21 protein-coding genes, 1 tRNA gene and 1 riboswitch are annotated in these 23,324 nt (G+C 35.8%); of the genes, 6 read left to right on the top strand and 16 right to left on the bottom strand.

What is annotated here, in order from left to right; genetic code table 11:
* Positions 1–40 precede the first annotated feature (40 nt).
* Positions 41–2,458, bottom strand: coding sequence for a TonB-dependent receptor (locus ACM6F9_RS08145; protein WP_414845246.1), 2,418 nt, complete (start codon positions 2,456–2,458; stop codon positions 41–43).
* A 242-nt stretch (positions 2,459–2,700) separates the two neighbouring features.
* Between ACM6F9_RS08145 and ACM6F9_RS08140 the strand changes: the two genes are divergently transcribed.
* Positions 2,701–3,672 carry a LacI family DNA-binding transcriptional regulator gene (locus ACM6F9_RS08140; protein WP_414845245.1) on the top strand — a complete coding sequence of 324 codons (972 nt, stop codon included), beginning with the start codon at positions 2,701–2,703 and terminating at the stop codon, positions 3,670–3,672.
* Between the two features lie 228 nt (positions 3,673–3,900).
* Here ACM6F9_RS08140 and arr read toward each other — a convergent pair whose 3' ends face one another.
* Positions 3,901–4,308, bottom strand: a complete 408-nt coding sequence (arr, locus tag ACM6F9_RS08135; RefSeq protein ID WP_414845854.1) for an NAD(+)--rifampin ADP-ribosyltransferase — start codon at positions 4,306–4,308, stop codon at positions 3,901–3,903.
* Positions 4,309–5,229: 921 nt separating this feature from the next.
* Here arr and ACM6F9_RS08130 point away from each other — a divergent pair.
* Positions 5,230–5,424, top strand: a complete 195-nt coding sequence (locus ACM6F9_RS08130; RefSeq protein WP_414845244.1) for a hypothetical protein — start codon at positions 5,230–5,232, stop codon at positions 5,422–5,424.
* 22 nt (positions 5,425–5,446) lie between these two features.
* Here ACM6F9_RS08130 and ACM6F9_RS08125 read toward each other — a convergent pair whose 3' ends face one another.
* The 3 genes from ACM6F9_RS08125 to ACM6F9_RS08115 all read right to left on the bottom strand — a co-directional run bounded on the left by ACM6F9_RS08125 (position 5,447) and on the right by ACM6F9_RS08115 (position 6,563).
* Entirely contained in the window at positions 5,447–5,860 is a 414-nt protein-coding gene (locus ACM6F9_RS08125) for an N-acetylmuramoyl-L-alanine amidase (protein ID WP_414845243.1), read from the bottom strand.
* Positions 5,861–6,230: 370 nt separating this feature from the next.
* Positions 6,231–6,401 carry a hypothetical protein gene (locus ACM6F9_RS08120; protein WP_414845242.1) on the bottom strand — a complete coding sequence of 57 codons (171 nt, stop codon included), beginning with the start codon at positions 6,399–6,401 and terminating at the stop codon, positions 6,231–6,233.
* An 88-nt stretch (positions 6,402–6,489) separates the two neighbouring features.
* Positions 6,490–6,563 (bottom strand) — tRNA-Ala (locus ACM6F9_RS08115).
* 174 nt (positions 6,564–6,737) lie between these two features.
* Between ACM6F9_RS08115 and ACM6F9_RS08110 the strand changes: the two genes are divergently transcribed.
* The gene (locus ACM6F9_RS08110) at positions 6,738–7,274 is read left to right on the top strand and encodes a GNAT family N-acetyltransferase (RefSeq protein WP_414845241.1); all 537 of its coding nucleotides are present in this window, start codon (positions 6,738–6,740) and stop codon (positions 7,272–7,274) included.
* 33 nt (positions 7,275–7,307) lie between these two features.
* Positions 7,308–7,922, top strand: coding sequence for a leucine-rich repeat domain-containing protein (locus ACM6F9_RS08105; protein WP_414845240.1), 615 nt, complete (start codon positions 7,308–7,310; stop codon positions 7,920–7,922).
* Between the two features lie 104 nt (positions 7,923–8,026).
* Here the strand turns inward: ACM6F9_RS08105 and ACM6F9_RS08100 are convergent, their stop codons facing one another.
* From ACM6F9_RS08100 to ACM6F9_RS08090, 3 genes are all read right to left on the bottom strand, one after another.
* Positions 8,027–9,058 carry a hypothetical protein gene (locus tag ACM6F9_RS08100; protein ID WP_414845239.1) on the bottom strand — a complete coding sequence of 344 codons (1,032 nt, stop codon included), beginning with the start codon at positions 9,056–9,058 and terminating at the stop codon, positions 8,027–8,029.
* The gene (gene pnuC / locus ACM6F9_RS08095) at positions 9,045–9,641 is read right to left on the bottom strand and encodes a nicotinamide riboside transporter PnuC (protein ID WP_414845238.1); all 597 of its coding nucleotides are present in this window, start codon (positions 9,639–9,641) and stop codon (positions 9,045–9,047) included. Before pnuC ends, ACM6F9_RS08100 begins: the two co-directional genes overlap by 14 nt.
* A 25-nt stretch (positions 9,642–9,666) precedes the next feature.
* Positions 9,667–9,775: riboswitch (TPP riboswitch) on the bottom strand.
* 88 nt (positions 9,776–9,863) lie between these two features.
* Complete coding sequence (locus ACM6F9_RS08090) at positions 9,864–10,475, bottom strand: alpha-ketoglutarate-dependent dioxygenase AlkB family protein (RefSeq protein WP_414845237.1); 612 nt, start codon at positions 10,473–10,475, stop codon at positions 9,864–9,866.
* Between the two features lie 378 nt (positions 10,476–10,853).
* On the opposite strand from ACM6F9_RS08090, the gene ACM6F9_RS08085 reads away from it, so the two are divergent.
* Entirely contained in the window at positions 10,854–13,463 is a 2,610-nt protein-coding gene (locus tag ACM6F9_RS08085; RefSeq protein WP_414845236.1) for a TonB-dependent receptor, read from the top strand.
* Positions 13,464–13,566: 103 nt separating this feature from the next.
* Here ACM6F9_RS08085 and ACM6F9_RS08080 read toward each other — a convergent pair whose 3' ends face one another.
* Positions 13,567–14,148, bottom strand: coding sequence for a YdeI/OmpD-associated family protein (locus tag ACM6F9_RS08080; RefSeq protein ID WP_414845235.1), 582 nt, complete (start codon positions 14,146–14,148; stop codon positions 13,567–13,569).
* Positions 14,149–14,323: 175 nt separating this feature from the next.
* Between ACM6F9_RS08080 and ACM6F9_RS08075 the strand changes: the two genes are divergently transcribed.
* Positions 14,324–14,950, top strand: a complete 627-nt coding sequence (locus ACM6F9_RS08075; protein ID WP_414845234.1) for a hypothetical protein — start codon at positions 14,324–14,326, stop codon at positions 14,948–14,950.
* 50 nt (positions 14,951–15,000) lie between these two features.
* Here the strand turns inward: ACM6F9_RS08075 and ACM6F9_RS08070 are convergent, their stop codons facing one another.
* From ACM6F9_RS08070 to ACM6F9_RS08040, 7 genes are all read right to left on the bottom strand, one after another.
* Positions 15,001–15,873: a hypothetical protein gene (locus ACM6F9_RS08070; protein ID WP_414845233.1), complete on the bottom strand. Its 873-nt coding sequence runs from the start codon at positions 15,871–15,873 to the stop codon at positions 15,001–15,003.
* 88 nt (positions 15,874–15,961) lie between these two features.
* Complete coding sequence (locus tag ACM6F9_RS08065) at positions 15,962–16,552, bottom strand: hypothetical protein (protein ID WP_414845232.1); 591 nt, start codon at positions 16,550–16,552, stop codon at positions 15,962–15,964.
* Positions 16,553–16,571: 19 nt separating this feature from the next.
* Positions 16,572–18,188 carry a polymorphic toxin-type HINT domain-containing protein gene (locus ACM6F9_RS08060; protein ID WP_414845231.1) on the bottom strand — a complete coding sequence of 539 codons (1,617 nt, stop codon included), beginning with the start codon at positions 18,186–18,188 and terminating at the stop codon, positions 16,572–16,574.
* Positions 18,189–18,204: 16 nt separating this feature from the next.
* Positions 18,205–20,337 (bottom strand): type VI secretion system Vgr family protein, encoded by a 2,133-nt coding sequence (locus ACM6F9_RS08055; RefSeq protein ID WP_414845230.1) that lies wholly within the window; start codon positions 20,335–20,337, stop codon positions 18,205–18,207.
* A 442-nt stretch (positions 20,338–20,779) separates the two neighbouring features.
* Positions 20,780–21,259 carry a MarR family winged helix-turn-helix transcriptional regulator gene (locus tag ACM6F9_RS08050; RefSeq protein WP_414845229.1) on the bottom strand — a complete coding sequence of 160 codons (480 nt, stop codon included), beginning with the start codon at positions 21,257–21,259 and terminating at the stop codon, positions 20,780–20,782.
* Positions 21,260–21,261: 2 nt separating this feature from the next.
* Positions 21,262–21,750, bottom strand: coding sequence for a GNAT family N-acetyltransferase (locus ACM6F9_RS08045; protein ID WP_414845228.1), 489 nt, complete (start codon positions 21,748–21,750; stop codon positions 21,262–21,264).
* Between the two features lie 150 nt (positions 21,751–21,900).
* The gene (locus ACM6F9_RS08040; RefSeq protein ID WP_414845227.1) at positions 21,901–23,316 is read right to left on the bottom strand and encodes an efflux transporter outer membrane subunit; all 1,416 of its coding nucleotides are present in this window, start codon (positions 23,314–23,316) and stop codon (positions 21,901–21,903) included.
* Between the last annotated feature and the right edge of the window lie 8 nt (positions 23,317–23,324).

Below are 23,324 nucleotides of genomic sequence, written 5' to 3'. Positions count from 1 at the left end.
AATTATCGTAATGATTATCAGTGAGGTAATTATTATCAAATTAGAAATCAAATTTTATACTTGCCCCTATTGTTCTTCCTGGCAGTGTTCTCGCTCTGATAATTCCGTTGGTTCCCTGTAATGATCCTTCTTCTGCTTCAGTAATGGCAAGTGCGTTAAACACATTATTCGCATTCACATTCAGTGTCAGATTATGTAACAGTCTGTATGAAATGTATGGATTTATAATGATATAGCCCGGCATAATTAATTTATTGCTGTCCTGAGTAAATGCTTTTGTAGATCCTACAGCAAAGAAACCAAAGCTCAGCTTTTCTATATTGACATTAGGATTGAATGAATACATCAGCTTGGGAGTTCTTCTCGGCATATTCCCGATTATTGTCGGATCGATTGCATTTTTAATTTCTGCATGAGTATAAGTAAGACCTGCTTTGATATCGAAATATTTATTGATTTTATAAAATCCATCAAACTCAATTCCCCAGGACTGGTATTTGTTTTCTGTTCTCAGCTGGGTGGTTGCTTCGTAATTGGCCTCAATGGTTTTTGCATAAAAGAAAGTAGTATTCAGAAAATAATTAGCACCTCTTAATTTATAACCGGCTTCAATCTGATTGAGTTTATTCACTTTTACAGCATCTAAAGCGGGATCATCATTATTGGTATAATTGTATCCTGCAAAAAGAATTCTATCAGCAGAAGCACTTCCCCCCTGGCTTACTCTGGCAAAGACTGCATGATGTGAATTTAGGGCATAATTTGCTCCAAATGAGTATCCGAAAATAGTATATTTATAGTCAACAGGAACCGTTCCGTCTACCACAGCCACTGAAAGTTCAGGAGTTTCAATAATTCCGTTTTGATTTACATCAATGATACGCGTAGTATTTTTTGTTCCGGAAAAACTTCCTGATACATTTCCAAAATCATATCGTACTCCAAGATCAAAGGTTAAGTTTGTGATGGGATTAATTTCCACTTGAGCATGAGGTGCAATCACAGAATACTTAGTGTCATAATTTCTATTCACGCCTCCCCAATCCGGAACACCATAGTGAAGCAGGCCGTTATCTGTAATTTTCGTTCCTGTATTGCTGATAATGTCTACCAATCTTGCATTATTATCGGAAACTTCCATCAGATAGGTATTCCAGTTCCAGGACAGATTGATGTTTTGTCTGCTGTTATAGACTCCGGCATTGAGCTTTACTTTATTCCATTTTTTACTGATATTCAAATCACTGAAAAAGTTGTTCAGATTATTCAGTTTGGTATTGAATAAAACTGTTTTCATATACTTTTTATCATTATCTACGGGAGTACTGGTTCCTGCATAGACTGCGCTTGCATATCCGGGAACCGATTCCAAAATTTCGGACTTACTGCCCACTGCAGCTGGAAAAGGTGCTAAAAACTGTCCGTCATTTGCTGCATATCTTGCCTTGGCATCCAATTTCCATCCGGCACCCAGATCATAATTAAATTCCAAACCTACCGTCTTGGATACAGAATGCATTCCATCTCGGATATCACTCTTAAGAATCTGTCCATTCCCTCCAAAAGTAAGATCATTTTTAAAATTAGAAGACTGAAGGGATCCTGTTAAGATATTATAATTGCTCAGAGAGCTGTAATCAGGATTGGAATCTGAGCCTGAAACTGTAATCGGCATCGGCATATAAGCGGCAGTTCTGTCATCGAGATATTTACCATAAATTCGGATACTTCCTTTTTCGAATTTCTTTAGTAAAGATAAACGAAACTGGCCTCCGTTATTAGAAGTATATCCTGTTTTTCTAGGACCGTCTCCACCTCTGTAAAAACCACCTACTCCGATATAAAAATCTTTTCCAAGAGGAGTTCCGTAGTCTACATCTGTTCTGAAGTTGTTATAATTCAAACCTACCTGCTGGGTAATGCTGCCTCCTCTCTTTTCTCCTGTTTTGGTAATAAAATTAATAATCCCTGCCGGAGAATTGGATGCAAAAACTGATGCAGACCCTCCTCTCAATGCTTCAACTCTGGATACAAAAGAATCAAATCTTGTAAACTGATCCTGCGTTCCAAAAGCAATATCTCCAAACTGCATTACGGGAAGACCATCTTCCTGAATCAGAAGATATCTGGACCCTCCTGCAGAAACAGGAACTCCTCTTACCGTAATATTTGAGTTTCCTTCACCACCTGAAGATTCACTGCGGATTCCCGGGATGGTTCTAAAAATTTCAGCGGTAGTTCTTGGTGCCGCATTGATGATATCAGCTTGTTTTAATGTTGAAATTGAAGTACTTGTCTTAATGGAAGATTTAGGGTTGGAATTACCTGTAATAACAACTTCATCTATGATCTTATTTCTAGCTGATATTGTATCATGAATCGTATCCTGCGAGAACATAAAAGCGGCTGTATTAATAGTACCTAAAATCAGCAATTTCTTTATCACTTGTGCTTCCATAGTATTTCTAATTTTTTGTTATGTCTCAAAAGTATTTTTTTTAGACTTTCGAAAAGGGATTTTGAACAGGGTATGAACACTATATTAATTTCAAACGATTGCGCAAACGATTGCGGTTGATAAGTTTTCTTCGAATTAACTTTTAATTAACAAATAACAAGTGTTTATTTAACAAATATTAACAAAATGTTTTACTACAATTATTCTTAATTTCTCCCAATAATTGACACGACCTTCTTAAAATGAAAAGAACGACCATAAAAGATCTTGCGAAGATGCTCAACATTAGTACTTCCACCGTTTCCAGAGCATTAAAGGATCATCCTGATATAAGCAGTTCTGTTAAGCTCAAAGTGAAGGAAGCCGCCGAGATGTTTAATTACGTTCCGAATGATTTTGCCATCAGTTTCAGGAAAAATTCTTCTAAGGTGATTGGTCTTATTGTTCCGGAAATTTCCATATTCTTTTTACCATCAATCATTAATGGTATTTCATCAGTTCTTAATAAAGAAGGATATCGCTTTTTCATATTATCATCCGATGATTCTTATGAGACAGAAAAAGAACATATAGAAACCTGCATCAATTCCAGAGTGGATGGCATTCTGATTTCATTAACAAAGGAGACAAAAGATGATGAACATTTGAAAAAACTGAAGGAAATGGAAATTCCGGTTATTATTTTCGACAAAACTGTTCCTCAGCAGAGTTTCGAATCTGTCATTTTTGATAATATAAAAACAGCCGAACGGTGTGCCGAAAAGCTAATTAATCAGGGCTGTAAAAATATACTGGCTATTTTTGGTGATGAAAATCTTGAAATTACCCAAAGCAGGCTCAGGTCATTTAAAAACAAAATCAGCCAATCTCCTGCTATCCGATTGGAAATTATATTCTGCAAATCTGCTGATATTGTAAAACAGAAACTTGATATTTTGTTAGATGATCATTCATTTGATGGTTTTTTTGCCATGAGTGATGAAACATTAATGGGGCTTCACAGCTCACTAATCAAAAGAAGCCTTAACAATACGAATAAAAAGGTGGTTGCGATAAGTGAAGGAACTCTTCCGAAATATCTGGATGAAACGTATGAATATCAAATCAATGATGGATACGAAATGGGAACATTTGCTGCCACAAAGCTAATGGAAACCATCAAAAAAATAAATACTGGTCGCCCAACAGAATCTGATAACTGCTATTATTTATAAATTTCGGGCTTAAAAAAGCTCTGTCTGCATTTTATCCGAAATCAAATCAATCCTTTCAAATTCGGAAAGAGGAAAATTACTTTATAAAAAATTATCCAATAGAAAAATCTCTGACCTAGAGACCCCAACTATTGGATAAATGAAAAACTTATTTCAAATCTAAGAAAAGATTTATCCGGCACTTTATGAGTATAATCATAATCAGACGTTTTCTTTATCATTGAAGAACTAATTGATAATTTTCCCTTCATTGTTATCTAATTTTTCACGAAATCTTTGAAGATCTTCAGAACTTGGTTTCGTCCATTCTGTAATCTCTCCAGTGATTTTCAGAGGCATTTCGGAGCGGTAAGAACGGGTGGGATTTCCGGGAAATTTTTTATCTGTCACATTGGGATCATTTTCAAAACTCCCTGTAGGTTCCACAATATATACATGTTCTGCTCCATCCCCTTTTGCCAGTGCTGCAGCAAGTCCTGCCCCATTGGGTAAAGCGGTGAAATAAATATGGTTCATTTTTAATTCCGATTGATAATTAGAATTTCCGCCTGCTGTCAACAGGTCTCCAATCTGTAAATTGGCTTTTGTACCGTGGTAAAAAGGACCTTTATCAGACGGATGATTTTTAAGTAACAATGATAACTCAGCATTCTTTTTTGATTTTTCCCTATCTCCCAAATCCTCATAGCATTTGGAAATATTCAGATAAAGAGAAGGCAAAGCACTTTTAACGGTGTCATCATTTATTTTCAAGGCAAATTCTAAAGAAGTTTCAAGCCATTTTAACTGACCAGCTGCTGTTTTCTGATGGCGTGATACATAATGAGCCGCCAAAAATTTTTCATGGTCATCTGAAGCTTCTTCCCAGGCTTGCAAAAATAGTTGAGCCGCTTCCTCAGGCATTCTTTTATCTTCAAAGCTCATTCCTTGCAGACAAAGTTTGATCACAGGATTAAATGGTGAAAATTCCATGTTTTATTTTTTTTCCAAATCTAGGGTATTCTTCTGGAATTCTTGGGGTTTAAAATTAAATAGAAAAACCTCCCGAAGGAGGCAAACATAAATTAAGTAGAACTGAATGTCCAAGATAGTAAATATAAAAAATCCCCGGATTTCTCCGAGGACACAACTAATAACCATGAAAACTCAATTAAACATGAGCTATATTTTAATATACGATACAAATGAAAGTACGGTTTTTATAAAGACCAAATAAAAAACCTTCCGAGCAACTGGAAGGTTTAAGTGAAAAATGAATTATAAGTTAAATGATGTAATGTTAAAAATTCTCTTAAAAACTCTCTTAAAAACTTGATTTATAATAAACAATGCATATGCCAATTACATCACCATTTGATGAAATCACTCTTTTTGTGGTATTATTTGTTTTTTACAGAAAATCCTTCCCGAAGGAAGGACATTAAAAAACTTCGTGTACTTGTCGTTTAAAAAAACTCCGTAAATATACGGTAGTGCCATAGTAATAACTCTACGGGAAACCGTAATTAATGTATTGGGATTGTTTGTATATTGAAAGTTTAACAAAAAATATTTTCCATGGACAACAAAAATGAATTATTGAGAATGATTTCTCAGGCTCTTCAGCAAAATCAGGCTATAAACCAAGAGCTTTTAAGACTGATTAATATGCAAGGTACAATACCTCCAACTCAACTTAAGGAAATTAATCATCTTTTATCATTACAAGCATCTACATTACGCTTTATTTCGGAAAACACTCCGACTGAATAAAACTATCTTATAGTACTTTAGTTTATTGTAAACCAGAATATTCTTTCTTGGCATCAAAACTAGGACAAGCTTTGTGAACGTTTGGAAAATCTCTATGTCCTTGAACTTTAGCTTTAGGAAATTTTGATTTCAATTCTCTTAACAGCTTCAAAATAGAAGCTTTTTGGTCTGGTGTCCTTGTATCCTTGGGATTGTTGTTTTTATCAATACCTCCGATATATGATATGTTGATAATTTGAGAATTCCACCCTGCAACTCCATTTGAAATTTGCTCAATTGGTAAAGTATTTACGACCACTCCATCTGCCTTGATCATGAAATGATAACCTGGATTTTTCCATTTCAAATTATCTCTCCAATATTTTTTAATGCTTTCTATTTTAGCATCTGGTTGTGTTGCTGTACAGTGTACAACTATATAATTGATTGTTCTCATTATATTAGTTTTAATTATTGTTGAGCAAAATTAAACTTGCAGCTCCCAAAATAACACAGGAAAAACCTCCTATTTTAATTCCATTCCATAATCCTTTTCTTTACTTTAAAAAGCAGTTTTTATTACTTAATTAAGCCCTATTTTTTTTTATTTTTATATTTTGAAATACAAATTAATACTATACTATGTTTGATCATGTAGAACTTACCAGCACAAGACCTGCAAAAAGTGGGTACTATTTTGTTAAATGGAGTGAAAATGAAGAAATGCTTCTATTGTACATCGATTATTTAATTCGAGATGGTATAGAATTTTGGTGTTGGAGATACACACAAAATGATGATTCTCCAAATGATATATTTTTTGATGCTCAAGAATCAGAATATCCTCTATTTTCAGAAGAAATTCCAGTCAAATAATAAATGAACTGCAGATAGATGTCTTTTTCTGCAAGAACTTTCTTATTCGAAATGTTTTCCGGATTGGGGTAAATGAACAGACCGGAGTAGATGCATCCGTTCGGGATTTGATTTTTAAACATAATTGTATTAATTTATTAGTACGTGATTAATACAATTACAAGAATAAAAAAATACGGCAAACCATTTATTGATAACGGTTTGCCGTAGTGGAGAATACGGGATTCGAACCCGTGACCTTTTGACTGCCAGTCAAACGCGCTAGCCAACTGCGCCAATCCCCCGACTTTTATTGTAAAGCGGTACAAAAGTAAGTATTTAAATGATATTTCCAAATATTTTATAGTTTTTATTGAATTAAAATTACAGGAAACAGGCTCAGTGATTATAAAAGCCACTATTCTCCATTGAATAACTTCACAATAAATCCTATTTTTGTCTGAAATAATAGTACAATCATGCAACTCTATACAGAAAGACTCCTGCTGCGGGATATTATAATGGATGACAAACAGGACATTTTCGATTACCGTTCAGATGCAGAAGCGAATAAATTTCAAGGATGGATTCCTGAAACTTTGGAAGATGTAGAACATTTTATCCAAAGAAACACTCAAGAATTCAATCAGCCTGAAAGCTGGTACCAGCTATTGATTACCGATAAAGAAACAAAAGCTGTCATTGGAGATATCGGAGTTCATTTTTTGGGAGATGAAAATATACAGGCAGAACTGGGAATCACATTAAGTTCATCATTTCAAGGTAAAGGCTATGCTTCTGAGGCTTTAAAAGGTATTATTGATTACCTTTTTAATGATGTACATAAACATAGAATTACAGCTTCCGTAGATCCTGACAACACAGCTTCTATTCAATTGATGGAAAGAATCGGTTTAAGAAAAGAAGGACATTTCGTGAAAAGCCTGTTCTGGAAAAACAACTGGGTAGATGATGTTATTTATGCTGTTTTACGTGAAGAGTGGCCTAAAAAATAAATATCATATTTAATAAACATTGATCTGAAAACCATGAACACAGACTATAAAAAAATGCTTTCGTTTGAGTTAGGAAATGACGAAAACTGGGTTGGCAATACAGTCAGTCTCCCCGAAGATGTAGTAGAATATATCAATATTACCTGTCTGGAAATTGGTTATAATAAGATAGAGCATTTACCTGTTGATATTTTCAGCAATTTTGGAAAATTGACAGAGGTTTATTTTAATCACAACAGGATCTCTGAAATTCCAACCTCCATAGGCTTTTTAAAAAAGCTTGAAATTCTTACCATTAATAGCAACCCTATAAAACATATTCCTGACGAACTTACTGAATGTTTCAGCTTAGAAAGTTTTGCAGCCAGTGATTGTGAATTGGAATCTATCCCGAAAGACCTGGGAAATTTAAAAAATCTTGAAGTGCTCCTCCTGAATGATAATCACCTTAGCGCGCTGCCTGAAACAATTGGTAAATTAAACCGATTATACAGATTAGAATTAAGAAACAATAAGTTGAAATATCTTCCCGATAGCTTTTTTAATCTGACTTCTCTGAAACTATTAGATCTGAGAGGAAATTATATTGATAAAATGTCTTTAGAAAAGTTGAAAAAAATGCTTCCAAAATGTGAAATTAAACAATAATAGAATGAATTGTTTCATGTTAGTTTTATTTAATTATAAAGCTTTTACCTATTCAAACTGGTATTTCAATAATCATTTCTAATTATTATATAGTTATATTTTATTCAGAAAGAAAAGTCCAAATCATTATCAGAAGGTCTGAAATTGGAATGCATAGCCGCAGTAAAATAGTCACAAAACACCTGATATACTGCAGAATTGGTATCAGTTGCCCGAATTCCCAGCTGTGTATAAACAGTAAGGATCTGATGGGATAATTTTTGAACCAGCTCTACTCCATATTGGTGAATTTCATTCTGTTGATCCTCCGAAATCTCTTTATTTTCACTCAAGATATTTTCTACTTCTCTGGCAATGGTTAAAACCTTTTCCAAATGTTTTTCAACAGATTCTTCAAAACTTTTAAAATTAATCTGAGGGCGAATAACCTCAGCTTCTTCAATAAAATGAGATGCTATTCCCAAATAATTGACCAAAAGCGTCAAATCCGCAAAAATCCGGAACGGAATGCTGTCCAGAATATCATTCGTGAAAAAAGTATCATAAACAAAACTGTAATCTTCGCTAACGAGAACATTTTCAACAGTGAATGAATAGGTTCCGCTGGCTTTCATCCCCATAGATTTCCAGTTGGGAATAACCTCAGCATGCTCTTTCGAAATAATAAATGATCGAATTATTTCATTGCCATTGCCATCCATTACAGGCTTTCCATTTTCTGTAATTTTAGCATTCAATGTAAAATGGGTCAGATGTGGTGCTCCTGTTGCAAAATTCCACAAACCATTAATCAGGTAAGTATAATCATTTTGTTTTTCTGCTGTGCCGCCAACCATTCCGCTTCCGCCAAAACAGGTTTCAGAATGAGTAAACAGGAATTGAGCCACTTCAGGTTTGATGTTTCTGGAAAAATAATTAGCTCCGGCACAAAGTGTCAGCATCCAGCCAAAGCTTCCATCAGTTTCAGCCCAACCGAATAATGCTTTCAACCCTTCTTCAAAACGATAACCCAATCCGCCGTATTTTTTGGGAACCCAGATCTTAAGTAATCCTTCTTCGTGAATATATTGCATCACCTCATCAGAAATGACAGAAGTTCCGTGAAATTGTTGCCTGATGTCTTTAGTACTGAGCATTCGCTTTAGATTTAATAATTTTCTGCCATTCTATATATCCGGAAATAGCCACTAAAAATAAAAATGATGTTAAAACAGCATATAGATATAACTCCTTATGAATCATTAAGGGGATTGAAATAATATTACTGACATTGAGTATCACCCAGTTTTCAATTTTCCGTCTTGCCATCAGCCACATTCCTGCCCAGGCAAAAGCACTTACCAGAGAATCCCAGACCGGAACATCCGAATCGGTAAAATGCGTAAGAAAAGACCAGAATAAAATAAAGGTTCCCAGAACAATTCCTCCGGTAATCCATTTTTCTGTGGTGGTGGTAACGGAGATTTCTATTTCAGATTTTTGCTTTCCGAATTTCCAATACAGCCATCCATAGATGCTCATGATCAGATAATAAAGATTTAAGGTAAATTCAGCATAAAGCTTTGAAATGAGCATCACATACAATGTAAGCAGAATCCCTGCTATTCCGAAAAGATAGTTGTTGACATTGTTTTTACGAGCCAGTAAAACCTGAATGACTGAAAATAAGACTCCGAACCATTCCGGTAAAGTAATTTGTTTTAAAATGTCCTGCATCATATTAATTATTAGAAATCAAATGATGAGATGATAAGTAAGCAATCCCTACGCCGGCATTATCCGGATCAGGTGTGGAAGTATATTCCTGGGTATCATCTCAGCCACTGTTATCTGTAGCACCCCATTGTGGGGCAAAGGTGCAGCTTTTTTGTGGAAAAAGAAAGGGCTTCAGGTTTTTATTTTGAAATACAATACTTCTGTTTATCCTTTAAAATAAATAATCTATGCTTCTTGCACCAACCGAAATGTAAGATTAATACGCTCTTTCATAGAAGTTACAGATTTAGCAATCCGATGTTCCCAGTTTTCCTGAAGATCTCCTTTCATAATCAATAAAGAACCGTGAGGAAGTGGCAGGCTGTATTTGCTCTGATGATGATCCTTTTTCCGGAAATCAAAGTTTCTGGTTTGTCCTAAACTTAAAGATGCAATCACAGGACGTTTTCCATATCTGCTCTCTTTATCCCGATGCCATGCAACCGAATCATTGTGATCCCTGTAAAGATTAAGCAGTACAGAATTGAAACGATAACCAAATGTATCTTCTATTCTTTGTTTTAAAGAAAACAGTTCAGGTGTCCAGAGGTTATTATCCACTTCCCCATTCCCCAATGGGTAATCTGTTTTCGGATCACCATACCAGGCTGTTAAACGGGGTGTCAAAACCATTTTATCATACATTTTCTGGGTTCGCTGTTTCCAGGGAGCTGTTTTAAGCAGATAATTTTTAAGATTATCTGCTTCATCCTTACTCAGAAAATGTTCTCTGTATTCCAAAAGGTCTTTTGGAAATTCATACAAATCTTCTGAATCGAACAAGCTTAGCTGGGTCATATTTTTAGTTTTTAAAATAATAGAAAACCTTATGTTCTCTGACAAAATGAATTTGATACAAATAATATCCACAAATATATTAATAATGATACAAAATAAATCAAACTACAAAGGCCATTAGAAAAAAATACACAATGATAGATTTTTAGAGAAGCAGCATCATTATTTTTATTCGTTAAAAACAACCCTGTTTTTTATATAATTCACTTTTATAACAAATTGTAAATTAAATATCTGAAATAATTAATACGTTCAAAAAAACGAGTAATAATGCGTTATATGAATACAATAGGATGTCACTTCAGGAAGATTTAATACTTAATTCAAAAATAATTATCCATCTTTGCAGCCTTAAAATCAAACACGCTAGTTTATTTCATGAGCATTACTTTTAAAAAGCGACTTATTATAGCGCTTGTATTACCTACGGCCGCCATATATTATGGACAGAGTACGAAGGATTCATTAGACAAATCAAAATCTATTGATGAGGTTATGTTGGTAGGTAGAAACCTTTCCCAAACAGCCAAAGAGAGAAAAACACCTGTTGCAGTTTCCAACATTAAAGCAGCAGAAATTCAGGAGAAACTGGGAAACAGAGAATTTCCTGAAATTATGAAGTCTACTCCATCCGTTTATGTGACCAAAGTAGGTGGAGGATTCGGAGACAGCAGAATCAACATGAGAGGTTTTGACGGGGCTAACATTGCAGTTATTATCAACGGACAGCCGGTGAATGATATGCAGGGAGGTACTGTATACTGGTCTAACTGGACTGGACTAGCTGACATTGCCAGCAATATCCAAATTCAGAGAGGATTGGGAGCTTCTAAATTCGTGGTTCCATCTGTAGGAGGAACCATTAATATTGTAACCAAAGCTACAGATTCTGAGCAGAAAGCAATGGTGAAAGGAGAAGTTGGTAACGACAACTACTCCAGAATATCTGCAATGTACTCTTCTGGGTTAAAAAACAAATGGGGAACAACCGTATTGCTTTCCCGTTGGCAAGGTGACGGTTATATCAATGGAACACAGGGAGAAGGTTATTCCTGGTTTTTCTCTACAGGATTTAAACCTAATGAAAAACATGCGTTCAATTTTATCGCAACCGGAGCACCACAGGTACACGACACAAGAAGATCTTCTGCAACCGGAGCGAATGTAGCTACTTTGCAGCAACTTGATATGTACGGAAGAAGATACAATCCACAAACAGGAATGTTGAACGGTTCACAATTCAATCTTGCACCTAACTTCTACCACAAGCCTATCGCTTCATTAAACTGGGACTGGAATATCAATGATAATCTGAAACTATCTACAGTTCTTTATGGTTCTTGGGGACGTGGCGGTGGAGGTACCGGACTTAACGGTTCTATCAAAAATGCGGCAGGACAAACTATGAATTTCATGAATTCTGGTGCAGGCGGAGATGGTACGATCAACTGGGATATGATTTATCGCTATAACAGAGGAGGTATGGTAACAGATTATAATGGAAACAGCTTCCAAAAATCAACCTTCACTGCACCTGCAGGCTCTCCTACTGATTATAACGGAAAATATGTAGCTACGCTGAACGGAACCAATGGTATTGTAAGAAAACAAAGTATCAATGCTCATGACTGGTATGGAGTAATCGCCGACCTTAATTATAAAAAGAATAACTGGACCTTTAACGGAGGTATTGATCTTAAAACATACAAAGGAGCACTATACGACATCGTAACCGATATGTTAGGATCAGATGCATTATATGTTCCTAGTACAGCCAATGCACCAAAGGGATATTTTATCAATCAAACCGTAAAACCGGAACCTCTTACTAAACTTAAAGATGCTCAAAAAGTATCTATCCACAATGAAGGTTTGGTAAAATGGGCTGGTATTTATGGAATGGTTGAATATAGCTCTGAAAAGCTAAGTGCATCTGTTCAGGGATCCGTTTCTGAGCAATACTATAAGAGAGTGGATTATATGCTGTATACTCCAGGAAATCAGGAAACAAAATGGTACCACAAAACCGGATATATCGTAAAAGGAGGTGCCAACTATAATATTGATGACCACCATAATATATTTTTCAATACAGGGATTATTTCAAGACAGCCATTATTCAACGCTTTATTCCCGTCTAACCAGAATATCTACAACGATGCAAAGAATGAAAGAATCTTCTCTGTAGAGTTAGGATATGGTTTCAAATCGCGTTATATAGATGTAAACATCAATGCTTACAGAACGCAGTGGGATGACAGATTTATTTCAAGAACATTCAATGCTACAGCAGCAGATGTTGCAAAATTCGCCCAGTTAAGCCTTGGAAACGCTTATTTCTATAATGCATTGAACGTAGGCCAGTTACACCAGGGACTTGAATTGGAGGCAAAGGCAAGACCGTTTGCTAACCTTAAGCTTAGAGGAATGGTTTCATTCGGTAATTGGAAGTACAAAGGAAACGCTAACTTCAACATCCTTGATGTTCAAACCAATCAGGAAATAGCTGGAGCTACAGGAGTAATCAACATCAAAGACCTGAAGGTAGGAGATGCTGCACAAACTACGGCAAGTATCGGAGCTGATTATAATATTACAAAAGCATTCAGTATTGATGCTAACTGGGAATATTATGATAAGCTTTATGCACAATTCAACCCGATCAACTTCCTTACTGAAGCAGCAAGAGAAAAAGGAATTGTAAAATTGCCAAGCTACCATTTATTTGATGTAGGAGCTTCTTACAAATTCACATTGGATGCAAAAAAATCTTTAACATTGAGAGCGAACGTATATAACTTATTCAACAAATATTATATTTCTGAATTAAGCTCTAATATTTTCGCTGGTGATAAAATTGCTAATGGTCCGGATGCTGGAAAAACCTATCAGGACGCAGGTAGAGTGTATCAGGGTGTTGCAGATGGTAATACAGGATTCCTTGGTTTTGGAAGAACCTGGTCTGTTGCAGCCACTTTGAGATTCTAAGATACTATATTTCAATAATGAATCAATTGAATAGGCTGTCCCATTTTAGGGACAGCCTATTCTTATTTTAATCAAAAGTGTCGAAAAACAGGGACGTTAGGATTTAAAAATTTTTAGGTTTCCTATTCTGAGCAGCCTGTATAGCAATTTCATCAATACGGTTTTTTCTGGTTTCGGGTCTTTTGGCAAGTACAATCCATTGAAGCAGTATTTTTCTTATGGATTTACTCAAACTTAGAAAATACGTTTCAGAACCTTTATGCTGCTTAAATGCTTCATTCAGATCTTCAGGAATAGTAAGATCTTCTACAGAATCCAAAATATTCCACGAGCCATTCTCTTTGGCAATTCGGATGGTTTCAAATCCTGCTGCTGTCATCAGATTATTTTCTATCAGCTTCTGAACCTTATCTTTATTAATTTTTGACCAGGTACTCTTCGGCTTTCGTCTGCTGAATAACTGCATAAATGAACCTTCATCAATAGTCTTCCTTGTACTGTCGATCCAGCCAAAACAAAGGGCTTCATCTACCAGCTCAGTCCAATGAACAATTGGTAAATTTGATTTTCTGGTATTACATATCAGCCATACGGACTGTTCTATATGATGATTCTCTGCCAGCCATTGTCGCCATTCTGCCTTTGTATTAACGTAGAAGGTTTGTTTCTCTGCAATTTTTCCCATAGCTTGTTTTTTTATTGATAGTGTAAAATTAAAATACTTTAGTGACAATAGTTTGTCAGTATTAAATTTCTATTTCTTAATTATCACATTCCATAATATAGGGCTATTGTGAAGAAATATATCATAAATTAGACAAGTTAAATCATTAAAAAGGTTTTACTTTTTTTAGTTGGATATGGACAGAGAAACTATAAATTATATTATCAGATATTTTGGGAAATTATTGACCAGGGACGAAGCGTTAGCACTGAATCATCATATGTATACTTTGAAGAGTTCTGAAAGTGAACATATAAGAAATGTAATGATAAAGCAGGGCTGGATAAATTCTGATCCTGAAGTCATAAAACTATTAGAACATGGATATGAAGTTTTTGAACAAAATGTTGTAACGCGGATATTGACTGAAACTCCTGAGAAAGTTTTTTTCAATAATTGCCCGAAATGTAATAAACTTGCCCGCACTCCCTATGCAAAGCAGTGCAGACATTGTGGATACAGCTGGCATGATGTTACTGCTAAATTTAGGATTGCCAGTGCTTTCCAACTTACCAACAGAAGCTTTTATCTGCTTGGGGAAATTATAGAAGGGGAAATAAATCCAGGTCAATTGATGGATTTAACGATACTAGAACTTCATAAAAAAATTAAAATTGGATCTATTGAATTGGCTGATGGAATGGATAACGGAAAACCCTGGAACAGGATTGGCCTTGGGACTAACGACCTAACGGAAGACGAAAAACAGCATTTAAAACAAAAATCTTTTCTTAATCCTATTATCAATATTTCCCAATCATAGTGTATGAGTCTTGAAAGAATTGATTGTTAGTACTATTTGTTTAAAGCTAATTATTTGCTATGTAAATCCATATCAATGAAATAAGCTAAATGTTCATGCATTTTTTCTACAAAGTGAAGTTCCGCGTTCAGGATCTTAGCTGTTGATTTTTCAAAATTGTATTTGGTTTTGATACTGAATTCAAACTCGTCAACAGAAAAATCTTTCTCCTTCTCATAAAGCTTTTTGATATGGCTTTTCATAAGTTCATCCTGGTTGTTCAGTACCGAATGAAACTGTACAAAAAGGTTGTTGTTTTCTTCTTCAAGTTTTACCAGTTTCAACTGATAGTGATATTCTACCCCATCAATCAGCCTGGAATGAATATTTGACAGGCTGAATAGAAAACTGTAATATTCATTAGGAGGAAATATAAGGTTATAAACTTCCGGCAGTAAAAGAATGTATTGCAGATTTTTCTTTAATTCAACATCAAAGTTTTTCAATCCCTTTTCATAATTTGTAATCAACTTATTTTGATCCTTTTCCTCCGGGAAAGCACTCGCCAGCTTATTCTCTTTCCATTCTTCCCAACTTTTCCAGAGATCAGGTTTATTCTCAATAGAAAGAATTTTCCCGCTAAGATTTCTTTTCAACTGAATATTACGGGAAATATCTGCAAGGGCAAGACTTTGCAACAAAAAAGGCTTCATCAAAGTATCATCAGTATCACCCGTGATTTCCTGTAGTTTTATGGTGGTATTTATATCATGATCTCTTTTTTCCTGTTCAATAATAATATCTGATGAGGTTTTTAATGAGATTGGTTTATTCTCTTTACCCATAATAAAAGTATTCTCTACCTTCAGGGTGTATTCCTGCGAGAACTTTTCCAGTTGAAAAAGAGGAATATTTTCCCCGAATAAAAAATTTGAAATACTCATTTCATTACTATTGTATACTCTGAATGCCTTTATTGCTGATAATGAATTTTATATATTTTATGATTCCAACTTTAGTCAGATCATCATTTTAAGCTGGTACTGATGGAAGCTGATTAAATAGATTCTCATAATCTAATAATACTTCATAATCTAAATAATCTTTAGGCGTATCAAACCAATGTTTAGATAAATCTGCAGTTCCAAATTGTTCGATGAGTACTGTTTTTTCATTTTCTTTTACAAATTCCTTCAAAAAAACATTGTCTTTCTTCTTATTTGAATAGAATAATAGTGTTTTTCCAAGATCACCATACCAGGAAATTTGTTTTAAAAAAATTTTATTGTTACTATATCCCTTAAAATCTCCTTTAACGATGTCACCTTTGGAAAAGACTATCATTAAATTATGCTTAAGTATATTGTTATCATAAAAATTTAATATTATACTCATAGAATCAATGGTAACCTGGCAATAAGGTTTTTCATCTTTATAATAGTTAATACTATATTCAAGTTCATTTTCAAAAGCATATCTGGCCCACTCATCAGGGGTATATTTTAGAAACTTCTTTGGAACATTCTGGCTAAACTCTGTAGATAAATGAACTTCTAATGTAGTTTGTTCATCCATTATCTTTTCCATAAGTCCATTATACTTCGAAAATTCTGTTTTATACATTTTTATAATAAATTTTTAATTAAATTAATCCAGAAATATTATCCACTATTTCTACTCCTTTTTTTCTTGCATGCTCAATAACTTCTTTACTTAAGTTACCAACTTTTTCAACATGTAATATTACTTTACCTCCAGCTGAATTTATTACTTGGCCAGTCTGTGTCATAGGTTTACCATTATATTTTGCTGCATCATCAATATAACTTTTGATTGTTTTATCTGAAATTTGACTTAGATCACTAGCTTTACGTTCAATAATTTTAAAAGTTCCGTCAGCATTTTCTATTAATCCATCTATTTTTCCAACTTTCCCTTTCTTTAATAAGACTTCAACTTCATGAGAATATTTAAAACCTTTTTCTAATGCTTGTTTTCTTAATTCGCTATTCCATACTAAATTAAAAAAATATCCACGTCTAACTTTCTGAAACCATTTCTGAGATTCCAAAATCATTTGGGACAAGCATCTGCCAGAATTATGAACCAGTAAAGCCAGCAGGCCTACAAAATAGGTATGAAAATGAGCTACCGTAAAGTTATAAACTTTTTTAGGTTCATAGCTATATTCTATCCTTTCAATGACAACTTTCGTATCATTTTTCGTTAGAATATTTTTGCCTATTTCTAATTCTGAAGCATCTTTCCAGCCTTCCTCAGTATAAAAAGGATGTATCGCAGTTGTTTCAATCACTTCAGCTTCAGTATAAATACTAATGGTATGGTCACTTTCATTGACGATAAGATCAATCACCGGCTGAAGGGCTACGATATCCGTATCTTCATCATAAGCCCACACCTGATCTCCGATTTGGACATCTTCAATATTTTTAATTCCGTGTTCGGTATGCACAGGTGTTCCGGCTGGAAAACAGGCAAAAACACAGGTCTTAAGCAGTTTTTTGGCTACATCATCCACACTTTTCTTTAAAGCTTCTTTGCTCAACTTTTTTAGTGCCGCTTTTCCCATCTGTTGCAGAGCTTCTTTAGATATGGCTTTTGCCCCTGCTTTTATAGCTCCTTTTACTCCTGCTTTTGCTCCCTGCATGGCTACTGTTCCGGTTCCGAAAGAAACTACACCTACGGCTATAGAAGCGACATCCCAGATTAAAAATCCGGCATTCATAAGACCACCGCCAACATCTCCGGTTTGTATATCATTGATGAGGTCACGACCGCTTCCCCAAACCGGGATCATACCTTCTACAAAACCTGCCTCACCTACACTATCGCCATGTCCACTATCGTCAAGTTCACGCTGTGCCTGATCCTGCATATCTTTTACCTCCTTGGCCGCATCATCCGGAAGTGGAACCTGTCCACTGGTCATAAACTCTATCTTCCCGCCTATAGGACATTGACAGGTACTTTTCCCTATCAAAGAACGGATCCCGTTAATTTTTACCTGCCAGGTATCCTGCCATGTCATAGGAACAGTAGTAGGTGTACAAGGTCCTCCACTGATCTTACACACTTTAAAGGAAGGGATATTAATAAGAGGAGTAGCATCCTGATTGGTCGCTACAAGACAGCCATGGATCTTCACCTTCGTATTGAACGTAGGTTTAAAGAAATCCGGAGCTGCCCCCTGGTCACACATCATCAGGGCATTGAGGGTTATGTATTCTAACTCATCCATGATTTCGGTTTTAGAATTACATAATATTGGTATCTCCTGAAGACATCACAGCGCTTGGTCCGCCGGTAATAGTAAGTGGCGAATCTGTGCTGATATCCATAGGGCCGCCTTTACTTGACAATCCTAGAGCTCCGGTAAGTGCCGTGATATCAATTATTCCTTTTCCTGCTGAAGCCATAATACCTTCTTCGGATATGGTGATAGAATTATCTCCTACCTGTAGGGTAATACTTGTTTTTCCGTCAAGGGTAATATTTCCGCCAGCATCCATTTTCAGCAATGATTGTGGCGGAGCATCTTTTTTGCCCCCCACATTGATGACATTGGAACTTCCTGCATTCACAGTATGGTTGCTATTTGCATTGGTAGTTGCGTTTCCGGTTCCGTCAAAATTCATATTGGCACCGCCCTGATCTTTAAGATTCATAGATCCGGCTCCATTGTCATATTTTAATTCTGCGCCGCTTCGTCCACTGAAACTCATAACATTATTTCCAGTGCCACCACCAGCTCCAATTCCGCCATGATACATTCCACCCATCACAAAAGGACGATCGGGATGAAGATGTACAAAATTGATAATGACCTGATCTCCCACTTCAGGAATAGACATAAATCCTCTGTTCTTACCTACCTTCTCACTGCTTCCGGCATCAGGAGACATTACACGGATAAATTCTGTGGTGTCCTGACCGGTTTGCCAGTCAAGCTGAACCTGCACGCGGCCTTGATTTTCAGGATCGGTATTGGAAACTACTTTTCCAAACTGGGGTTCCGCCACAGGAACTGTAAATTCTGGTCTTGGAATAAATCCGGTATCAGAAGCTATGGCCTGGAAAGATCCATCATAGTATCCACGGGCATCCACTTGATGGGTTACCTCTATAAGCATTAATTTAGTGAAATAAGAGGTTTCGTTAGTATCCGTTTTACGCATCTGGATATCTGCAATACATCCCGGATAAAGAAAAGGAACGGTTGTATTACCGGAAGTTACAAAAACTTCTGAAGCTTTACTTCCTGCAGTTCCCTTTTGAGAAGCATCAATATCCATAAAAGATGATGCTTTGATAGGAGCTACTCTTAAAGATGGGGTTTGAAAAGTTTTTTCTGAAATTTCATAAGCCCTCTTCGCAATATCTGAGGTATGTGTTATTTTTGAGCTTCCGCCTTTAAATTTTTCGTTTTTACTACTGTTATATCCATAAAATGAAGGATTCACATGTTGAGCTTTCATTTTAATTTTAACATCCGTCAGATTACTGCCATAGGTTAACAACACAGGCTTTTCCTGTGGTGGCAATTGTCCGAAATGTAAAACTTCTCCATCATAGAAAAATTGTTCTCCATAAGCTTCAGCAATTCTAGCCAGATAGTTATAATGGGTTTCTCCGTATTGAGAACTGTAAGATACATTGCCATGGCGGGCATCTATTCTAAAGTCAAATTTCCCCAGCCCTAATCCTTCTTTAATCACTTCATTGGCGATACTGTTCAAGCTAATGGGTTGTGCTCCACCGAAGCTTTGAATATGTGGGGCAGCATCTAACAAAATTGTTGGACTGAAACCTGACAGCACAAGATTACCCAGGCTTCCTTGTTCCTGGCTGAATCCAACTTCCGTGATAACTCCTATAAAATTCCGCTCAGCTCCGCCTTCCACATCTTTATATTTGAAAATCACCGTAATCCTTTTTCCCAGGAAATTCTGTATTTCTTCAAGATTATGGTTTTCTGCACTTCCTAACGTATCATGAGCAAGAATAAGCTCAAACTCGTGATGTTTAGTAGCACTTTGAGTAAGGCTAAAATGTTTGAAATACTTTATAGATTTACCTTCCACATGGATATCAAGCTTTACTACCCGGTTGATTCCTACGATGGCACTCTCCGGAATACTGTCAGCATTGAATATTTTAGAAGTAGGCTGTTTGACCCAAAGCTTATCCTTACTTATGGATGGTTCATTGGGCAGTAAAGGCTGGTTTAGGAATTGCTTTCCTGTATTCACCATATTGACTGCGTTATTCACTTTTGAAACAGCTTTCTTTACTTCTTTAACTTTTTTATTGTCTTTGATTTTGCTTACAAAATCTGTCTTGTCTGAATCTGTTTCCGGTTTGGGAAGATTATTCTGTTCCTTAAACATGACATCTTTTTTTTGGTGTATGACTTAATTGAATAAGGTGAGACCCTTCGGTTCAAGGAATCAATCTACAAGCATGTAACGGTCTCTTGAACAAGCTTTTCAATGATTGACCTGAGATGGGTACAGTGGGAATTTTCAGAAAAAAAATTCCGCTTTAGATACTTAGTAACACTGTAAAAAGTGGTTGATTTCGATATTTTTTCATAAGTTTTTTTAGTGATTTTGGTATTGCAATATATAACCTTAAATATTCACTCCAAAATGAATTACCTATTATTTGGAAAATTGTCGTAGTTCTACGACAATGAGTTTTCAATAAAGCTTTTTCACATCTTGAACAAAAAGACTTATTATGATTGGATGATCAGTGAGAAGGAATTAATTTTTTTATTTTTTATACATTATTATTTACTAACATAAGTAGAAGAAAACGCTCTGATATTTACTTGGAATTTTTACGTTGCAGCGCCCTCTGATAAAAAGACTGGCTGGCAATTTTCTCTTCTGCTTCATCAATAGCGGTCAGCAGGTTATTTTTGTTGTCTGAAATATCGCCTAAAATCTGTGACATCAGTTCCCATACCGGCTGCATTTTCCCAATGAGCTCTTTTCCTTTGGAGGTCAGCATAAACATCCTTTTCCGCTCGTCCTGCTTGTCTTTTTCCCATTGGATCAATTCCTGTTTTTCGAGTTCTTTGAGAAGGGTGATGGTAGAGGGATGAGTATACCCTATTTCATTAGCTATTTCTACTACGCTTGCTATTTCTTTTTTATAAATGGTAAAAATTACCGGAAACCATTTCAGCTCGAAATCAATTCCAAATGCTTTATAGATAAGCGCTCCATCTTTCCTCAGTTGTTCACTAAGGCGGTGTAGTCTTGTTGATATTGCAAGAATTCCTGCTTCGTTGATTACATTCATATTCAGTCCATATTTAAATGATAAAAAACATCGTCAGCACTCATTAAAGGAAATTTCACAGGAAGACTTCCTTTTTCAATCTTTACAAAATAATTCCTTTCGTAGAAGCGCTGTGCTGCTTTCAGTACCGTTATGGTTCCCAAATATAGATCATCAATTCCGTTTTCACGACAGAAAGAAATTAAAACTTCTAATAGTTCCTGAGCAATGTTCAATTCTTTTCCTCGAAATTCTTTCTTGACAAACATTTTCCTGATTGCTCCTGCCCTTTCATCAAATTTAACCAAAGCAATAGAACCTACCAGTTCTCCCTCCACAAAAGCTCCCCAGAAGTTACCTCCCGCTTCCGTATAAAAACTGTCAATCTGCAAAAGGTCAGGTTGATCCTGTATCGTAATCGGAATATTAAACTCCTTCTGCTGAATCATTAAAATTAAATCAATAGCCTGTTCTGAATAAGAATTTCCTATGGGCTGTATCTGCAATTTCATAGTGCTTAAATTTTAAAGTATAAAACTACGTAGTTAAATACATATATACAAATTGATTTTACCTATTACATAATTTTAACATGATCAATAATAAAAAAAACGTATGCCAATACTGACATACGTTTTATGATATTAAATTATGGAATACAATTATTTCCAGCCTCCGCCTAAAGCCTGATAAAGCTCTACAGCTGCTTTCATTTTACTGTATCTTGCATTCGAAATGTTAAGTTCTGCATTCAATGAATTCACACTCGCATTCAATACTTCAAGATAGTTGGCCATACCGTAGTTTACTAATTCCTGAGAATAGTCAACCGATTTTTTATAGGCATCCAACTCTTTTTGTTTTAATTCAATGAATGAATCCTGAACGGAGAAAACTCTGATGGCATCGGAAACTTCTTTCCCAGCAGTAAGAACTGTCTTTCTGAAGTTTAAATAAGCCGTTTCCTGATTTGCAAGGCTCACATCATAGTTGGTCTTGATCTGTCTTTTGTTCAGAATCGGCTGGGCCAATCCTGCCACTACATTCGCAAACAATGAATTCACACTAAACAAATGGTCAATATCCACAGACTGAAGCCCTCCGCTCCCTGTCAGTTTTAACGTAGGATAAAACTGAGCCTTTGCTGAATTTGTCAATTCAAAAGCATTCATCAGGCTGTATTCCGCTCTCATTACATCCGGACGGTTAGCCAGAAGTTGGGAAGGATACCCTAATTTCAAATCAATCGGAAGGTTCTGCCCTTCTAATGTAGATCTTGCAATAGAATGAGAAGGCTCACCCATCAGAAGACTCATGGTATTTTCCAGTAACTGGATCTGTGTATCAATATCAATCAGTAATGATTTGGCATTGAAAACAAGTGCTTCACTCTGCTGTACAGCTACTTCAGTAACGGTTCCGGAAATTTTCAAAGCTTTTGTTGCTTCCAGATTTTTCTCTCTTACCGCAATAGTTTCTGTAATAATTCTCTTCTGTGCATCAAAAGTCAATAATTGATAATACGCAGAAGCGATAGAAGACACAAGGCTGCTTTTTACCGCTTTATGAGCAGCAACAGTTCCTAAATAAGTAGCTAACTGTGCTTTCTCCTGAGCTCTTAGTTTCCCCCAGATATCGGCTTCCCAACCGATACTTGCCGTAATATCAAACTGATTTACATAACGTCTTTCTCCAATAATCTGTCCAAACTGAGTATTGATAGACTGGGTCTGAAACGTATAGTTAGGCCCGATGGAAAGGGTCGGTTGATACGCTGCTTTGCTTTGTTTCAAATAAGCCTCCGCAGAATTGATACTTTCTAAGGCAATTCTGATATCCAGATTGTTTTCCAGTGCTTTAGAAATGTGCCCCTGCAATATCGGATCTGTAAAGATCTCTTTCCATGAAATATTCGCGATGCTGGCACTGTCTGAAGGAAGCATATCTGTACGGAACAGCTTTTCGTCTACAACGTTCTTCGGTCTTTCATACTCTTTTCTTGCCATACAAGATGAAATGGCTCCGAGTATGAAAACTGAAAAAGTGATTCCTTTTATGATGTTTAATAAACTCTTCATTATTTTTA

The organism is Chryseobacterium sp. IT-36CA2, assembly GCF_949767875.1.
GTDB lineage: Bacteria > Bacteroidota > Bacteroidia > Flavobacteriales > Weeksellaceae > Chryseobacterium.
The sequence above is the reverse complement of the archived record's forward strand: the minus strand, read 5'-3'. Positions and strand labels throughout refer to the sequence as shown.

Bases quoted from the DNA above. Each gene is read 5' to 3' on its own strand.
- ACM6F9_RS08145 (WP_414845246.1), bottom strand. From the start codon at position 2,458: ATGGAAGCACAAGTGATAAAGAAATTGCTGATTTTAGGTACTATTAAT.
- ACM6F9_RS08140 (WP_414845245.1), top strand. From the start codon at position 2,701: ATGAAAAGAACGACCATAAAAGATCTTGCGAAGATGCTCAACATTAGT.
- ACM6F9_RS08130 (WP_414845244.1), top strand. From the start codon at position 5,230: ATGGACAACAAAAATGAATTATTGAGAATGATTTCTCAGGCTCTTCAG.
- ACM6F9_RS08125 (WP_414845243.1), bottom strand. From the start codon at position 5,860: ATGAGAACAATCAATTATATAGTTGTACACTGTACAGCAACACAACCA.
- ACM6F9_RS08120 (WP_414845242.1), bottom strand. From the start codon at position 6,401: ATGTTTAAAAATCAAATCCCGAACGGATGCATCTACTCCGGTCTGTTC.
- ACM6F9_RS08110 (WP_414845241.1), top strand. From the start codon at position 6,738: ATGCAACTCTATACAGAAAGACTCCTGCTGCGGGATATTATAATGGAT.
- ACM6F9_RS08105 (WP_414845240.1), top strand. From the start codon at position 7,308: ATGAACACAGACTATAAAAAAATGCTTTCGTTTGAGTTAGGAAATGAC.
- ACM6F9_RS08100 (WP_414845239.1), bottom strand. From the start codon at position 9,058: ATGCTCAGTACTAAAGACATCAGGCAACAATTTCACGGAACTTCTGTC.
- pnuC (WP_414845238.1), bottom strand. From the start codon at position 9,641: ATGATGCAGGACATTTTAAAACAAATTACTTTACCGGAATGGTTCGGA.
- ACM6F9_RS08090 (WP_414845237.1), bottom strand. From the start codon at position 10,475: ATGACCCAGCTAAGCTTGTTCGATTCAGAAGATTTGTATGAATTTCCA.
- ACM6F9_RS08085 (WP_414845236.1), top strand. From the start codon at position 10,854: ATGAGCATTACTTTTAAAAAGCGACTTATTATAGCGCTTGTATTACCT.
- ACM6F9_RS08080 (WP_414845235.1), bottom strand. From the start codon at position 14,148: ATGGGAAAAATTGCAGAGAAACAAACCTTCTACGTTAATACAAAGGCA.
- ACM6F9_RS08075 (WP_414845234.1), top strand. From the start codon at position 14,324: ATGGACAGAGAAACTATAAATTATATTATCAGATATTTTGGGAAATTA.
- ACM6F9_RS08070 (WP_414845233.1), bottom strand. From the start codon at position 15,873: ATGAGTATTTCAAATTTTTTATTCGGGGAAAATATTCCTCTTTTTCAA.
- ACM6F9_RS08065 (WP_414845232.1), bottom strand. From the start codon at position 16,552: ATGTATAAAACAGAATTTTCGAAGTATAATGGACTTATGGAAAAGATA.
- ACM6F9_RS08060 (WP_414845231.1), bottom strand. From the start codon at position 18,188: ATGGATGAGTTAGAATACATAACCCTCAATGCCCTGATGATGTGTGAC.
- ACM6F9_RS08055 (WP_414845230.1), bottom strand. From the start codon at position 20,337: ATGTTTAAGGAACAGAATAATCTTCCCAAACCGGAAACAGATTCAGAC.
- ACM6F9_RS08050 (WP_414845229.1), bottom strand. From the start codon at position 21,259: ATGAATGTAATCAACGAAGCAGGAATTCTTGCAATATCAACAAGACTA.
- ACM6F9_RS08045 (WP_414845228.1), bottom strand. From the start codon at position 21,750: ATGAAATTGCAGATACAGCCCATAGGAAATTCTTATTCAGAACAGGCT.
- ACM6F9_RS08040 (WP_414845227.1), bottom strand. From the start codon at position 23,316: ATGAAGAGTTTATTAAACATCATAAAAGGAATCACTTTTTCAGTTTTC.